Consider the following 14,876-nt stretch of genomic DNA (forward strand, 5'->3'; position numbering starts at 1 on the left):
GAAGACATGCGCCTATTTCCCAACACCTCCGAGTGGCCACCGAACTACCGCTTTGCCTACCTCTTGATGTGGGCGGGCGCGTTCATCGCCTCTGGGGCCGCCATCGCGCAAGGGGTCTGGGGAGCAGACAAGCTCGCCTTCGGCATTCTCATCGTGGTGGCCATCTACTGCATCGCCATGGCCATCCTCATGCCGCGGTGGGCGCTCAACGCGCGCGAGGAATCCGCCCGGCGTGCCCGGGCTCGGGAGGCGCGCGACGAGCTGAAGCGCCGCTAGTCCCGGCTGGGGGTTGTTTTCTCTGCGGGGTGGAGGCGGGCGCGGCGTCGAGAAGCGCGGCCCATGCGCACCAAGTCCGCCAGGTAAATGATGACCGCTACCCAGATGATGGCGAAGCCGATCCAGCGTTCCGTGGACATGTGTTCCTGGGTGACAAACAGCGCCCACAGCATCTGCATGATGGGGGTCATGTACTGAAGCATGCCAAGGGTAGACAGGCGCAGGTGCTTAGCGCCTTGGGCGAAACACAGCAGCGGCAGGGCGGTGACGAGGCCGGAGGTAACCAGCAGTGCGATGTGCCCGGGCCCTTCGGTAGTGAAGGTGGATTCGCCCTGTGCCTGGAGGTAGCCCAGGTAGATCAGCGCGAAGGGGAGCATGGCCAAGGTTTCCGCGGCCACAGAGCCCATCGAGGAAACCGTGATGCGTTTCTTGAGCAAACCATAGATTCCGAAGCTGAAGGCCAAAGCCAGCGAATAATAGGGGGCCTGACCGGTCATGAAGGTCAGCCACAACACTGCGATGAAGGCGATGCTGACCGACGCCACCTGCGCCTTCGTCAGCTTCTCCTTGAGGAAAATAATGCCGAGGGCCACGGAGACGAGAGGGTTGATGAAATAGCCCAGTGCGGCATCGGCCACGTGATCGCTGTTGATGGCGATGACATAGGTGCCCCAGTTGATGGTGATGGCCACGCCACAGGCAAACATCCACCCCCAAGTGCGCAGGCTGAACGCTTTCAGCTCGCGCCAGCCACCTGTTACCAGCAACACTGCGGTGACGAGAACGGCGGTCCACACGATGCGGTGGGCCAAAATCTCAAACGGGCTGGCGGGGCGCAGCAGCGGGAAGAATGCTGGGAAGAAACCCCACATGAGATAGGCAGCAATGGTGTAGAACATTTAAGAAAATGTACCTTAACGAGGACCTACGGGCGAAGTTTGACGTCCCCGCTAAGATGAGCCGCATGGCCAAAAACTCCTCCTTCGTCCATCTGCACAACCACACCGAGTTCTCCATGCTGGATGGCATGGCCAAGGTGGATATGTTGGCTGATGAGGTGGTCCGCCAAGGCATGCCGGCGGTGGGCATGACTGACCACGGCAACATGTACGGCTCCAATGCTTTTTACCAAAGGATGACTAGTGCTGGCGTGAAGCCCATCATCGGCATCGAGGCCTACCTGGCGCCGGAATCGCGCTTCAACAAGAAGCGCGTGTTGTGGGGAACACCGGACCAGAAGCGCGATGACGTCTCCGCCTCCGGTGCCTACCTCCACCAGACCATGCTGGCGGAGAATGAAACCGGTCTGCGCAACCTGTTCAAGCTTTCCTCCTTAGCTTCCTATGAGGGGCAGTTGGGTAAGTGGCCGCGCATGGACGCCGAGCTGATTGCCGAGCATGCTGAAGGCATCATCGCGACCACCGGCTGCCCATCCGGTGACGTACAGACCCGCCTGCGCTTGGGGCAGTTCAATGAGGCGCTCGAAGCTGCTGCCATGTGGCAGGACATTTATGGCAAGGACAACTTCTTCCTAGAGCTCATGGACCATGGGCTGGACATCGAAAAGCGCACGCGTGACGGTCTGCTGGAGATTGGCCGCAAGCTGGATCTCCCGCCGTTGGTGACCAATGACTGCCACTACGTGCTGGAATCCCAGGCGCCCTCCCACGAGGCCATGCTCTGCGTGCAGACGGGCAAGACGTTTATGGACCCGGACCGTTTCAAGTTCGACGGCACCGGCTACTACATTAAGACTGCTGCGCAGATGCGTGAGCTGTGGGACCACATGGTGCCGGAGGCCTGCGATAACACCCTGTGGATTGCCGAGCGCGTGCAGGACTATGGCGCGATTTGGGAGGAGCACACCCATGACCGCATGCCGATTGCCGACGTCCCCGAGGGCTACACCCCAACCTCCTGGCTAACTCACGAGGTGATGGAGGGACTGAAGGATCGCTTCAACGGTGGGGATGTGCCGCAGGAGTACATCGACCGTGCTGAGTACGAGATCAGCGTCATCGATATGAAGGGCTACCCTTCCTACTTCCTCATCGTGGCCGAGCTCATCAAGCACGCGCGCTCCATCGGCATTCGCGTTGGTCCGGGCCGTGGTTCGGCGGCCGGTGCGCTCGTGGCCTACGCGCTGACGATTACCAACATTGACCCCATCGAGCACGGCCTGCTCTTCGAGCGATTCTTGAACCCGGAGCGTCCGTCCGCACCGGATATCGATATCGACTTCGATGATCGCCGCCGCGGCGAGATGATTACCTACGCCGCCGAGCGGTGGGGCGAGGACAAGGTTGCCCAGGTGATCACCTTCGGTACCGTGAAGACCAAGCAGGCCATTAAGGACTCCGCCAAGGTGCACTTTGGCCAGCCGGGCTTCCAGATGGCGGACCGCATCAACGGCGCCCTGCCACCCGCGATCATGGCCAAGGACATCCCGCTCGCCGGCATCACGGACCCAGAGCACGAGCGCTATTCGGAGGCGGCCGAGGTCCGGCAGATGATTGAGACTGACCCGGACGTCAAGAAGATCTATGAGACCGCCCGCGGCCTCGAGGGCGTGGTCCGTCAGGCCGGCGTGCATGCCTGCGCGGTGATTATGGCCTCGGTCCGGCTCATGGACCACATCCCGATGTGGAAGCGCCCAGCCGACGGCGCCTACATCACCGGCTGGGACTACCCGGCCTGTGAGGCCATCGGCCTGCTGAAGATGGACTTCTTGGGACTGCGCAACCTCACCGTGATCGGTGACTGCCTGGAAAACATCAAGAAAAACCGCGGCGAGGAAGTCCACCTAGAAGACCTCCATGCCGACGACCCGAATGCCTCAAAGGTCTATGACCTGCTGTCGTGCGGCGATACGTTGGGCGTGTTCCAGCTCGACTCGGGCGGCATGCAGGAGCTGCTCAAGCGCATGAAGCCAACGGGCTTTAAGGACATCGTGGCGTCACTGGCGCTCTACCGCCCGGGCCCGATGGGTGTGAACGCGCACTGGGATTATGCGGACCGCAAGAACGGCCGCAAGGAAATTACCCCAATTCACCCCGAGCTGGAGGAGCCGCTCAAGGAAATCCTCGATGAGACCTACGGTCTTATCGTGTACCAAGAGCAGATCATGCGTATCTCGCAGAAAGTGGCAAACTACACCGCCGGCGAGGCAGATGGCTTCCGTAAAGCCATGGGTAAGAAGAAGCCAGAAGTGCTGGCCCAGCAGTATGACAAGTTCTGGGGCGGCATGAAGGACAATGGCTACTCCAAGGAAGCAATGGATGCTCTGTGGGGCACCATTGAGCCCTTCGCCTCCTACGCGTTCAACAAGTCCCATGCCGCGGGTTATGGTTTGGTGTCCTTCTGGACGGCCTACCTCAAGGCCTACTATGCGCCGGAATACATGGCCGCACTGTTGACCTCGGTGGGTGATAAGAAGGACAAGTCCGCTATCTACCTGGCTGACTGCCGCCACCTGGGCATCCGCGTGCTCTCACCGGACGTTAATGAGTCGGTGGAGACCTTCCAGGCTGTCGGCGAAGATATTCGTTTCGGCATGGGCGCTATCCGCAACGTCGGCGGGGAAGTGGTGGATTCCATCGTGAAGACCCGCCGGGAGAAAGGGGCTTTCACATCCTTCTCCGACTATCTGGACAAGATTGAGCTGGCGGCCTGTTCGAAGCGTGTCACCGAATCCCTCATTAAGGCCGGTGCTTTCGATTCCCTGGAACACCCACGCAAGGGCCTCATGCTTATTCATGAAGACGCCGTGGATTCGGTGCAGACGACCAAAAAGGCAGCCGACAAGGGGCAATTCGACCTCTTCGCTGGCTTCGGAGGCGGGGATGAACAGGGTGACTCTGTTTCTGCTTTTGCCATCGATATCCCGGAGGAGAACTGGGACCGTAAACACGAGCTGGCTCTGGAAAGGGAGATGCTCGGCCTGTACGTGTCTGGTCACCCGCTTGATGGTTTCGAGGAAGCACTGAATGCGCAGACGGATACCCCAATTACCAAGATCCTCAACGGCGAAGTGGGCAATGGCCAGGAGCTCGTGATTGGCGGCATTATCTCGGGCGTTGACAGGCGCTTTTCCAAGCGCGATGGCTCGCCCTGGGCCATCGTGAGCATCGAAGACCATAACGGCGCCCAGGTGGATATCCTCGTGTTCAACCAGGTGTACTCGCTGGTAGCCCCGCAGATCGCTGAAGACAACATCATCCTGGCCAAGGTCCAGGTGAAGATCCGCGATGAGCGCATGTCCCTGTTCTGCTCCGATATCCGCGTTCCCGATTTGGGGCCGGGTAACGGCGCCGGTCTGCCGCTGCGCCTGACCATGCGCACGGATCAGTGCACCATGGACAACATTGCGCGGCTGAAGCAGGTCTTGGTCAACAACAAGGGTGAGTCTGACGTGTACCTCACGCTTGTCGACGGCGAAGAGTCCACCATGATGGTCCTCGGCGAACATCTGCGCGTGGAGCGCTCCAGCAACCTCATGGGTGATCTCAAAGCGACGATGGGCGCCGGAATTCTCGGCTGAGGTAACACCCCGCATTCGTGTGCTGAATAAAAGTACAGAATGAAGCGGGCTGTGCTTCGCCCGTGGGTTACGCTAGACAGCACAGTCTAGTTGAAAGGGAGACCGTTTCCTCATGGTCAATAAGATCCGTACCACTCACGTCGGCTCGTTGCCGCGCACGCAGGAGCTGTTGGACGCTAACCTCGAGCGCTCCGCCGGCACCATCTCCGATGAGAAGTTCCACGAGATTCTGGAGCGCTCGGTCGCTGACGTGGTCAAGCGCCAGGTTGATCTCGGCATCGACATCATTAACGAAGGCGAATACGGCCACATCACCTCTGGCGCTGTGGACTATGGCGCCTGGTGGAACTACTCCTTTACCCGCCTGGGTGGTCTGACCATGACGGACAAGGACCGCTGGGAGATCGGTGACAAGATCCGCTCCGAACCGGGCAAGATTCGCCTCTCCTCGATGAAGGATCGCCGCGACCGCGCCCTGTTCGCGGAGGCCTATAACGACCCGGATTCCGGTATCTTTACCGGCCGCAAGAAGGTTGCAAACCCGGAGTTCACCGGTCCGGTTACCTACATCGGTCAGGAGCAGGTCGAGGCTGACGTGAAGCTGCTTGCCGATGCCCTCCCCGAAGGCACCGAAGGCTTCGTCGCCGCACTGTCCCCGGGCGCTGCGGCCCGCCTGCCCAACAAGTACTACGAGGATGAGTCCGATCTTGTGCGTGCCTGCGGTGAGGCGCTCAAGGTGGAGTACAAGGCCATCACCGATGCCGGCTTGACGGTGCAATTCGACGCCCCAGACCTGGCCGAAGCCTGGGACTCGGTGGTTCCGGAGCCGACGGTCGAGGATTTCCAGGCCTTCTTGCGCGAGCGCATTGAGATTCTCAACGAGTCCATCAAGGATATCCCGCGTGAGCAGACCCGCCTGCACATCTGCTGGGGCTCCTGGCATGGCCCGCACGTGACGGATATTCCTTTCGAGGACATCATTGAGGAGATCTTGCAAGCCAAGGTCGGCGGCTTCTCCTTCGAGGGCGCCTCGCCGCGTCACGCGCACGAGTGGCGCGTGTGGAAGGACCACAAGCTGCCGGAGGGCACTGTGATCTACCCGGGTGTGGTTTCGCACTCCACGAATGCTGTGGAGCATCCGCGCTTGGTGGCCGACCGCATCATCCAGTTTGCTGAACTGGTGGGCCCGGAAAACGTGATTGCATCGACGGACTGCGGCCTCGGCGGCCGTTTGCACCGCCAGATTGCGTGGGCCAAGCTGGAGTCCCTCGTGGAAGGTGCCCAGATTGCTACCGAGGAGCTGTTCTAAGCAAGGAGTAGCTCCCCCCTCAGCCAGCAGCTGAATACCACGCGCGAACCCTAACAACAACGCGCGAACCGTATAGGTTCGCGCGTTTCTTTTCGTTGGGGCAGCGGCTATTTCGCAGCCGCCTTCTCGTCTTCCTTCTTCTGGGAGTTATCCCAGTAGAAGCCCTGGCTCTTCAGGAACGCACGCAGGCCGTCGAGGACGGATGGGTCGAATTGCGCGACCACGGTCAACGCATTAATCGCGACGGCGACCAGCGCGATCGTGCCGCCGACCCAGGCAAAGACCTCCTCGGCCGTGTCATTGGGGCGCGCAGACTGCACCCAGTCGGGCATCTCGTCCCATTCCTTCTCCAGCGCCGCGTCCTTTTCTGCCTGGACGCAATCTGGTTCTGCGGGCATACCGGAGGAACCATAACCGTTAAGGATGCCGAGCCCGAGCTCCTGCGGACCCATGAAGGAAGAACCCGCGGTGCCATCAGCCACCGCCTTTTCGTGCTCCTCTTGCGCCTTGCGTACCTGGTTCGCACACTCCTCGGAAAGATCAGAGGTGTCGATGCGCCCGACGTTCATCGAGCTTCCACCGTTTGGACCCTCGGAGCTTCCGCCCGTGGAGCTTTGGCTCAGGGAGGACGAGGAGGACTGGCTGCTCTCAGCTGATTCGGCGGCTGAGGCCAGCGGGGTGACCAATGCCATCGTCGTGGCACACACTGCGATTAGTGAGGTGGAAAGGCGCATAATCAGGGGTTCTCCTTGGGAAGGGTGCGAAAGGAAGTACGAGAAAAAAAGGGGGAGGGTTGTCTCAAACCCACTTCAATGTAGCAGCCTTCCCCTTAGCGAAGATAGGTTTTATAGGAACTTCTCCAGCTGCTCGCTCAGCGGTGCTGGAGCAAAGCTGAGAACCGTTTCGCGGACACCCGGGGCGTTCAGCAGGCCTACCGCGGCAGCGACAGCGGCGATGACTCCGATGAGAGACCCGACGGCGATGGTCGCGGTGGAGGAGTGGGAACTCTGGCTGCTCTTGTCTTCGTTATCGTGGTCGTCGGCATCGTCTTGGTTGTCCTCGTCGGCATTGAGCAGGTCCTCAACGTTGTAGACGGTGGTGGTTCCGGAAACCTCGTTGCCTACGATGAGCAGGTGCTCACCGTTAGGGGAGTCTGCCTTGTCGACGAAGGCAAAGCCCTCCGGGCCCAAGTCGCCGGCAGCAGCGAACTCATCAGTGGAGAAGTCGCGGTTGTTGACATAGGTGACGAAGGTAGCGGTGGCGGGGTCGGTGACGTCGTAGACGAAAATGCCGCCAACGCGCTCGGCGCCAATGAAGGCATAAGTACGCTCCCCAACGGTGCCGATGGTCAGGGCCTCTGGTTCTGGGCCCTTGTTATCAGAGCGATCGTCGAACTCTGCTTCTTCGTTATCGGCGTTGTGGTGGAAGATACCCGGCTCGTTGAGCTCAGCGGTGATCTTTTCGAACTCGGCGCCGGAATCGAAGACAACGTTGCCCTCTGAGTCGTAGATGCTGAAGGAACGAGAACCGTAGGCATAAAGCTCATCGAAACAGCCCTTTTCTTCGTTCCAGCCGGAGGCGTTGCTCAGCTTCAGGTTGCCAGCGTGCTTTTTGTCGGCGAGTTCCTCCACGTTGACGTCGCCCAGCGCGCCCTCACATACCTTGCCATCCTCAACCAGATCCTTGAGTTCCACTTCATCGGTGTAGACGCCGGAGCCACCGTCCTTTTCCTTCACACCCCACTCGCGGGCATCGCCTTCGTTCGCAGTGGCAAAGTAGGTCTGGCCATCAGCGGTGAAGGCGCCGATGGAATCTGGCATGGACAGGCCCTTGACCGGGAGCGTGCGCAGCTCGGCCGCGTCATCCTTGTTCGAGGGGTCCAGCGGGACCTGCGAGTGATCCGCGATGTGGGCGGGCAGGATGTTCTCCACCGTGGCGGATTCAATATCGATGACGCCGATGGCGTTGGCCTCCTGCAGCGACACGAAAGCCTTGCCATCCTGGGAGGTGATGTACTCCGGCTCAAAGTCGATGGACGGCTTAGAATCATGGCCGGAGGGGCCGAAGACTCGCACGCCCTCTGGCAGAGGCTGGTCGTCGAAAGCCGTGAATCCAGCGATGCGGGCATCCGCCTGCGTTGGTGCCTCAACAGCCTCCGGAAGCTTGATAACGGAGACGGATCCTTCCGGGTCCGTCACGTAGTCGGTGCCCTCGGCGTTGAGCTCATTGGATGGTTCGCCTTCGTTGGCCAGCAGCGCGTAGCCGCCATCTGCGGTGAGGTGGACGTTATCCGGCAATGCACCCACCATCACGCGGCCCACTTCGGCGGTATCCAGGTCCGCGGCCGCGGCGTTGAAGAACAGTGCTTCGCCGTCCTCAGTCTTGTCCGCCTGTTGGACGGCGGCCACCGCTAGGCCGTCGGGGCGCACCGCTACGGAGTTGATTTCCTTGCCTTCACCAGCAGAAATAGAGCCGATCAAGGTGGGGTTGGCTGGGGCAGAAGCGTCGAGAACATCAATCTGACCCGCGTGCGCATTGACCGTAAGGATGCGCTTGGAGTCCGGGTGGAAGGCCACGATCTCCGCAGCCGACTCCGCGTATACCCCGGACTCATAGGTGCCAACCGGGGTGAGCTTGAGACTGGCGTCTGCCGCCGAGTGTTCGATGACGTTGTTCACAATCGCGGCCGAGGAGGCCGGTGCAGCCACGCTGAGGCTGGTTGCGGTCGCCACGCAGAGCGCGAGAGAGCGGCGGGAGATAGAGCGAGACATTGAGAAAGACTCCTTGAAGCGAGACGAAAAAGATTCCGCATCACCGTACGTGCCGCCCATGACACTTTCGGGGAACAGAGCGTTGCGGCCAAGCGAGATCTAGGTAAACGTTCAGTGAATCGGTCGAATGCTAGGTAATGTGCGACGAAAGAATGGTGGGGCGCTAAAATGAGCCACCATGACAAGCACCCCGCAAGACTTCGAGCCAATCCACGCCTCTGATATTCAACTGGCCCAATCGCGAATTAGCTCGGAGATTGCCCCGACTCCGCTGCAATACTGCCCGCGACTGTCCCAGGAAACCGGCTATGAGGTGTACTTAAAGCGCGAGGACCTGCAAGACGTGCGCTCCTACAAGATCCGCGGGGCTATCTACGGCATGTCCAACCTCAGCGAAGAGCAGCGGACACACGGCATCGTCACGGCGTCGGCGGGAAACCACGCCCAAGGAGTGGCTTATGCCTGCCGCACCATGGGAATCCATGGCAAAATCTACGTGCCGGAACCGACCCCGAAACAAAAACGCGACCGCATCTTGGTCCACGGCGGCGACCTCGTGGAACTCGTTGTCACCGGCGCCAATTTCGATGAGGCAGCAGCTGCCGCGCACGCGGATGCAGCGGAGCGCGGCGCCTTCTTCATCGAGCCTTTCGATTCGCGCGATACCGTCACCGGCCAGGGAACTGTGGCTGCGGAAATCGTCTCCCAGCTGTCTTCGATCGGTAAATCCCTCGATACCGTGGTGGTCCCCGTGGGCGGTGGCGGCCTGATCTCCGGCATCACCTCCTACCTCGCTGACATGGCCCCGCGCACGGCGGTGGTGGGCATTGAGCCGGCCGGGGCGGCGTCGCTCAGCGCAGCGTTCGCTGCTGGTGAGCCGGTGACCCTGGAGACCGTTGATCCCTTCGTCGACGGTGCCGCCGTCAAGCGCATTGGTGAGCTGCCCTTCCAGATCTTGGAAGCCAACCAGGGCCGCCTGCACAATGACACCGTCTCCGAAGGCGCCGTGTGCACGGAGCAGTTGGCGCTGTACCAAAACGAGGGCATTATCGCCGAACCCGCCGGCGCACTGAGCGTGACCGGCCTGCGCACGCTCAACCTGCAGCCAGGCTCAACGGTGGTGTGCGTGATTTCCGGCGGCAACAATGACGTGCTGCGCTATGCCGAAATCATGGAGCGCTCCCTGGTGCACCGTGGACTCAAGCACTACTTCCTGGTGAATTTCCCGCAGGAGCCCGGCCAGTTGCGCCACTTCCTGCAGGATGTTCTTGGTCCAGAGGATGACATCACGCTGTTCGAGTACCTCAAGCGCAATAACCGTGAGACCGGTGCTGCGCTGGTAGGTATCGAGCTGGGGAGTGCCGCAGGTATCGACGGACTGCTGGAGCGCATGGAGGCGTCGAAGCTTAATTGCCAGCAACTAAAGCCAGGTACCCCCGAGTACGATTTTCTTGTCGCATAATGCTGGAGAGCTATCAGCGTCCCGTCGCCGGTGAGATTGTCGAGCACGAGATTGAGATCAAGCGTTCGCGGTTTATCACCCTTATCGGCCGCGCCACGACGGAAGAGGAAGCACGCGCGCTTATCGACGCCGCCCGCGACCGCTTCCCCGACGCCCGCCACCACTGCTCGGCCTATATCTACCACGTGGACAGCTCGAATCCAGTGGAGCGCTCCTCCGATGATGGCGAGCCCTCCGGCACGGCGGGCAAGCCCATGCTCGATGTTTTGAAGGGCTCCGGACTGCTCGATATCTGCGCGGTGGTCGTGCGATACTTTGGCGGTATCAAGCTGGGCGCGGGCGGGCTCGTTCACGCCTATGGCGGTGCCGTCAGCGAGACGATGGAGCAGGTTGAGCCCGTCACGCGTGCCCTACGCGAGCTCTATACCGTCGAGGTTTCCCACGCGGACGCCGGTCGCTTAGAGGCAGAGCTACGCAACCGGGGTGTGGACATGGTGGATACCGCCTACGCCCAAGCGGTGACTTTCACCGTGTCTGTGGAACCCGGCGGTGAGGAGGAGCTTGCGGCGACGCTCGCCGCGCTGACCCAGGGTGGGGTAGAGCCGAAGGAAGCTGGAACTGCCTGGGTGGAGCTTTAAGGCCGCGAGAAGGCCGCGAGTTTTTGGCCATGTAGAATAAGCCCCATGACTATGCAGCGACGCCCCAACAACCCCATTGAGCAACGCAAGCAAGCCGTGCGCACCCACGCACGCAACGGCGCTATCTGCGTCGTGGGCGGCGTCGCCGGCGGTGTCCTCCTAGGCTGGGCACTCACCGGATTCTGGACCTGGATGGCGATTGGTCTCATCGTGGCCGTGGTGGGTGGCGCTTACAACTGGGTCAAAATCCAGAAGATCGTGAACGAGAACCACAACCTATAAAAGCCCATGGTGAATCAGCCCGACGGGCGGCCCGTACGCATTGATGCTTGGGTTTGGTCCGTGCGCATGTTCAAGACCCGCTCGGAGGCCGCCACGGCGGTGCGCGCCGGGCACGTCAAACTCAACGGCAACGCCACTAAGCCCGCGCAGCAGGTCGTTCCTGGCGACCGCGTGCGCGTGTGGCGCAACCACCACGAGCATGACCTTGAGGTGCTCGCCACCGTGTCCAAGCGCGTCGGCGCCCCGATTGCGCGCACTTGCTACATCGACCACGCCCCGCCGCCACCGCCGAAGGAATTTATGCCCTCCGTCCCGGTCCGCCCGCGCGGTGCTGGCCGCCCGACGAAGAAGGAGCGCCGGCAGATGGAGAAATTCCGCGGTGGATTCCGCTAATTATTTCGGAAGTTCTTTAAGGCCTTCAGCCGAGCATTCAAGCGGCGCTTGCGGTCTTTGCGGTCACCGGCCTCGGCCGTGGCTTCGATGTGCTGGGCACCGAATTTGTTGAGCAGCAAGTCGTCGATAAGCCTGACCTGGCCCGGGCGGAAGCGGTAGCGCATGGCATCGTGTACGTGGGCGATGGCGTCATCGTCGAGCAGCTGCTTGAGCTGGCTCAAGCGTGTGATGCCGTTGTTGTCGAGCAACTCGGCAAGGAAGCGATAATGCTCCGAGCGTGAACGAGGGAAGCGGCTGCCCAGAATAATGGCGAGGACACCAGGGAGGGTCTCGGCTGTAATTTCCACGTCATCGCCTGCCTCAGAACTGGGCGCTTTGAGTGCGGCGATTTCATCGAATTGCTGGTCCGCCAGCTCAATCAGGCCCGCAGCCAGTGTGAAGAGGCGATCCACCTGCGGGGAAGGCGGGTTCGGGCCCTGCTTGTACCGGATATCGTGCTCAAATTCCGCCCAAGCGTGTTGTAGCACGGTGCGGATTTGAATCTCGAAGGTCCAGCCGATATAAGGCTCAAGTTCCTCCAGCGTGGCGGCGCTGTCCTCGGACACCGTCAGCACCAAATGGTGCGAGCCATAACCAAAACCACCAGAAATCCGCGTTTCCGCCGCCTTGTCCACCGAGCGCAGCACGGTAAAGGTTTCTCCCAAAACCTCCAGTGCTTCCGGGATAACCGTGGAGTGGAAGACGGTAATTCGCACCCCCAAAACATCGTGGATATCTTCCCACGGCTTCGGGTACATCAGCTCGCCGTTGTCGCGGCGCTTCTTCGCTTTCGCCTTGAGAGAAGGCCACAGCTTCACGCGGGTCGCTACGCGGTCGAAGATAATGCCGGCGTCGTTAAGCAAGTCCTCGATGGCATCGCGGAAATCCTGCGCCGCGGTAGGATGCGCGTGTACCCAGGAATGGTACTGGTTGCTCAGGCGGGACATGGATGATTCAGCCATCTTAAGAACGTGACTCCTTTCGGCCACGGCGGAGGAAGTATGGAGGTGTGTCTACACCTCCAGTGGAAAGCCGTTAGCTAATACTAGTGGTTGCAAGCTCAGCGGTGGTCGATGGCGCGGGCGCAATTCGGCCGCGCGGTAGGCCAGTTCCGTGGCGCGCTGCGGGGAAATGTTGAGCAGTGCGTAGAGAGTGTGCGCATCAGGCACGAGGTAGGTAATACTCCGAGCCTGGCTAAGCCGCTGCAGATGATTGTCTAGGATAACGAAGGCCTGCGGGTGAGCCAACCACGACGAGACAGCGCAGCGATGCACCCGCACCTCTAGGCCCTTTTCCGTTCTACCCAGTCCGAGTTCGGCAGGCCGGGTAAAGAAGCGCAGCCCCTGCTGCGTCAGTGCGCGGCGTTGCAGATTCAGCGCGGCAGCATCCCAAGCTTGGCGCACGGTCAACCCCATATCGTCCACAGCGCGCTGGCTCACGCGCTTGGCTTCGGCGCCTGTGCCGTGGACCAAGGACATCGATAGCGTCCGCGATAGCTGGAGGCTAGCAGGTGAATCACCGAAGCCATCATCACAGAGCTTGATTCCGTTGAGCTCCTCGCTCGGGCAGAGCGAGGGGAGCAGGTGGTCGATGCGGAGGGAGGTGGGCAGCGCGATGGTCATGGTGGATTTACTCCGAAAGGTAGGCAAGTGCAGATTCCTTGCCCTTATTGGACTGGGGTTTATGCCCACAGGTTCCCACTAGTTCGTAGAAAACCCACCACGCGCTAGAGCCTTGATGTTCTAGCGCCTCCGTGCTCAAGAGCTACGCAGGTTAGAACGGCGGAGCCTCATCAAGCTGCAGCTCCTCTAACAGCTTGTCCGTCTGCCAGATCGCGATGTCCTGGCCTTTGCCTTGCAGCTCCTCAGCGCGTTTTTCTTTAGAGGTCTTGGTAGCCCACTGGCCCACAACCAGGATGGTGGTCTTCTTCGTGACATTCTTGCCCACCTGGCCGCCGCGTTCAGCAATCTTGGACCACAAAAGGCCCTTGTCGAAAGGCTCGAAGTCACCGGTGAGAGTGACATTCTGAGCAAATAGCGCGCCTTCCGGATCCGCATCAGGATTGGGATCCGGGATGGTGTCCGGAGTGGATACGGATTGCCACGGGGCTGCACCACGGCGCTCCTTAGCGGCGGAGCCCTTCTTCTTCGAGCCCGAGGCTGTACCCGCCATGCGCGTCTTGTCGCGGAAATCCGTACCAGCGCCCAAGTCGGCAGCGGAGAGGGGAGCGGTGTTGGCGCGCAGGACCGGGATGACGGAGTCCTCGCTCAACGTGCCCAGCGCAAAATCACGGGTGGTGAACAAGTCTTCAATGCTTCCGGAGTGACCAAAGCGCTGCGCTAGGGCACTGACAATCTCGCCCGCCGCGCGGGCGTCGGCTGTGGCCTCGTGATGGCGGAAATCCTCGGCACCGAGGTAGGAGGCAACGGTGGGAAGTTTATGGTTGGCCACGTCGATGACGCCTGCACGGGAGGCGTCGCGGGCCAGTGCCAGGGAACACGCTAAGCGAAGTTCTGGCACCGGCGCGTCGGCCTTCTTGAGGCCACTGCGCAGGGCCGTGGAATCGAATTGCGCGTTGTGGGCTACTAGCGTGTCTGTGCCGAGGAACTCGAAGAGCTCGGCGGCGGCATCAGCGAAAGGTAAAGTATCAGCGACGTCCTCCGCTGTGATGCCATGGATGCTGATGTTGACCTCGTCGAAGTGCTCGAGCCCCGGTGGGGGAGTGCACAGCCACGTGCGGGACTCGGTCTCTTCGCCATCGCGGAAGCGGACCGCACCGATCTGGCAGACCGAGCCCCAGTTATCGTTGGCGGTTTCCACATCGACGGCGGTGAAGTTGAGCCCCTGCACACCACTGCTGGCAGCCGGTGCTTCGCCGCGCAGCGCTGCCTCAACCGCGCGGGCAAATGCGGCCGCGTCTTGGCCGGGGGCGAAGCGGATGATCGTGTCCCCAACGGTCCCTGCAGAATCGCTCGTGCCGCGCACTATGACCTGCCCAAACCCTGTCTCCGTTGGTTCCGTGCACTCCACGCCCGTGGCATCAGCTAAGGAGAGAGCCTCGCGGGCTGGGGCGCCAAGGGAAGCGGCTAGCTGGGAGCGTTGGACGGTGAGTGCATCGGTGGTGACATCAATGACAGCACCGTGGGCGGTATAGGACACGGTTTCC

At 61.0% G+C, this 14,876-nt stretch carries 13 protein-coding genes; 7 read left to right on the forward strand and 6 right to left on the reverse strand.

Translation table 11 applies throughout. The features are described from left to right. The first annotated feature begins 6 nt into the window (after positions 1–6). Positions 7–276: a permease gene (locus tag HMPREF3147_RS05105; RefSeq protein WP_070445357.1), complete on the forward strand. Its 270-nt coding sequence runs from the start codon at positions 7–9 to the stop codon at positions 274–276. Here HMPREF3147_RS05105 and rarD read toward each other — a convergent pair. Beyond that, positions 273–1,175, reverse strand: coding sequence for an EamA family transporter RarD (rarD, locus tag HMPREF3147_RS05110; protein WP_070445360.1), 903 nt, complete (start codon positions 1,173–1,175; stop codon positions 273–275). The genes HMPREF3147_RS05105 and rarD overlap by 4 nt on opposite strands. A gap of 65 nt (positions 1,176–1,240) precedes the next feature. On the opposite strand from rarD, the gene dnaE reads away from it, so the two are divergent. Together dnaE and HMPREF3147_RS05120 are read left to right on the forward strand one after the other, a co-directional pair. Then, complete coding sequence (dnaE, locus tag HMPREF3147_RS05115) at positions 1,241–4,816, forward strand: DNA polymerase III subunit alpha (RefSeq protein WP_070445704.1); 3,576 nt, start codon at positions 1,241–1,243, stop codon at positions 4,814–4,816. Between the two features lie 112 nt (positions 4,817–4,928). Continuing rightward, complete coding sequence (locus HMPREF3147_RS05120) at positions 4,929–6,125, forward strand: cobalamin-independent methionine synthase II family protein (RefSeq protein WP_070445363.1); 1,197 nt, start codon at positions 4,929–4,931, stop codon at positions 6,123–6,125. A gap of 107 nt (positions 6,126–6,232) precedes the next feature. Here HMPREF3147_RS05120 and HMPREF3147_RS05125 read toward each other — a convergent pair whose 3' ends face one another. Further along, positions 6,233–6,859, reverse strand: coding sequence for a hypothetical protein (locus HMPREF3147_RS05125; protein ID WP_070445366.1), 627 nt, complete (start codon positions 6,857–6,859; stop codon positions 6,233–6,235). Between the two features lie 111 nt (positions 6,860–6,970). Next, positions 6,971–8,896 carry a choice-of-anchor I family protein gene (locus HMPREF3147_RS05130; protein ID WP_141740718.1) on the reverse strand — a complete coding sequence of 642 codons (1,926 nt, stop codon included), beginning with the start codon at positions 8,894–8,896 and terminating at the stop codon, positions 6,971–6,973. Between the two features lie 178 nt (positions 8,897–9,074). Here HMPREF3147_RS05130 and ilvA point away from each other — a divergent pair, with 178 nt between their 5' ends. From ilvA to HMPREF3147_RS05150, 4 genes are read left to right on the forward strand one after another with little or no spacing between them, the layout of a single operon-like run. Next, positions 9,075–10,358: a threonine ammonia-lyase IlvA gene (ilvA, locus tag HMPREF3147_RS05135; RefSeq protein WP_070445369.1), complete on the forward strand. Its 1,284-nt coding sequence runs from the start codon at positions 9,075–9,077 to the stop codon at positions 10,356–10,358. Further along, positions 10,358–10,996: a YigZ family protein gene (locus tag HMPREF3147_RS05140; RefSeq protein ID WP_070445372.1), complete on the forward strand. Its 639-nt coding sequence runs from the start codon at positions 10,358–10,360 to the stop codon at positions 10,994–10,996. The genes ilvA and HMPREF3147_RS05140 overlap by 1 nt, the downstream gene beginning before the upstream one ends. Positions 10,997–11,041: 45 nt before the next feature. Next, positions 11,042–11,278, forward strand: a complete 237-nt coding sequence (locus HMPREF3147_RS05145) for a hypothetical protein (RefSeq protein WP_070445375.1) — start codon at positions 11,042–11,044, stop codon at positions 11,276–11,278. Between the two features lie 6 nt (positions 11,279–11,284). Further along, on the forward strand, positions 11,285–11,671 hold the full coding sequence (locus tag HMPREF3147_RS05150) for an RNA-binding S4 domain-containing protein (RefSeq protein WP_010190494.1): 387 nt from the start codon (positions 11,285–11,287) through the stop codon (positions 11,669–11,671). Here HMPREF3147_RS05150 and HMPREF3147_RS05155 read toward each other — a convergent pair. From HMPREF3147_RS05155 to HMPREF3147_RS05165, 3 genes are all read right to left on the reverse strand, one after another. Then, positions 11,668–12,672, reverse strand: coding sequence for a GTP pyrophosphokinase (locus HMPREF3147_RS05155; protein WP_070445378.1), 1,005 nt, complete (start codon positions 12,670–12,672; stop codon positions 11,668–11,670). The two genes, HMPREF3147_RS05150 and HMPREF3147_RS05155, sit on opposite strands and share 4 nt — an antisense overlap. 51 nt (positions 12,673–12,723) lie before the next feature. Further along, positions 12,724–13,359, reverse strand: coding sequence for a hypothetical protein (locus tag HMPREF3147_RS05160; RefSeq protein ID WP_246815729.1), 636 nt, complete (start codon positions 13,357–13,359; stop codon positions 12,724–12,726). A 124-nt stretch (positions 13,360–13,483) separates the two neighbouring features. Next, positions 13,484–14,869: a 3'-5' exonuclease gene (locus tag HMPREF3147_RS05165; RefSeq protein ID WP_070445385.1), complete on the reverse strand. Its 1,386-nt coding sequence runs from the start codon at positions 14,867–14,869 to the stop codon at positions 13,484–13,486. Between the last annotated feature and the right edge of the window lie 7 nt (positions 14,870–14,876).

Source organism: Corynebacterium sp. HMSC05D03 (assembly GCF_001807205.1).
GTDB lineage: Bacteria > Actinomycetota > Actinomycetes > Mycobacteriales > Mycobacteriaceae > Corynebacterium > Corynebacterium aurimucosum.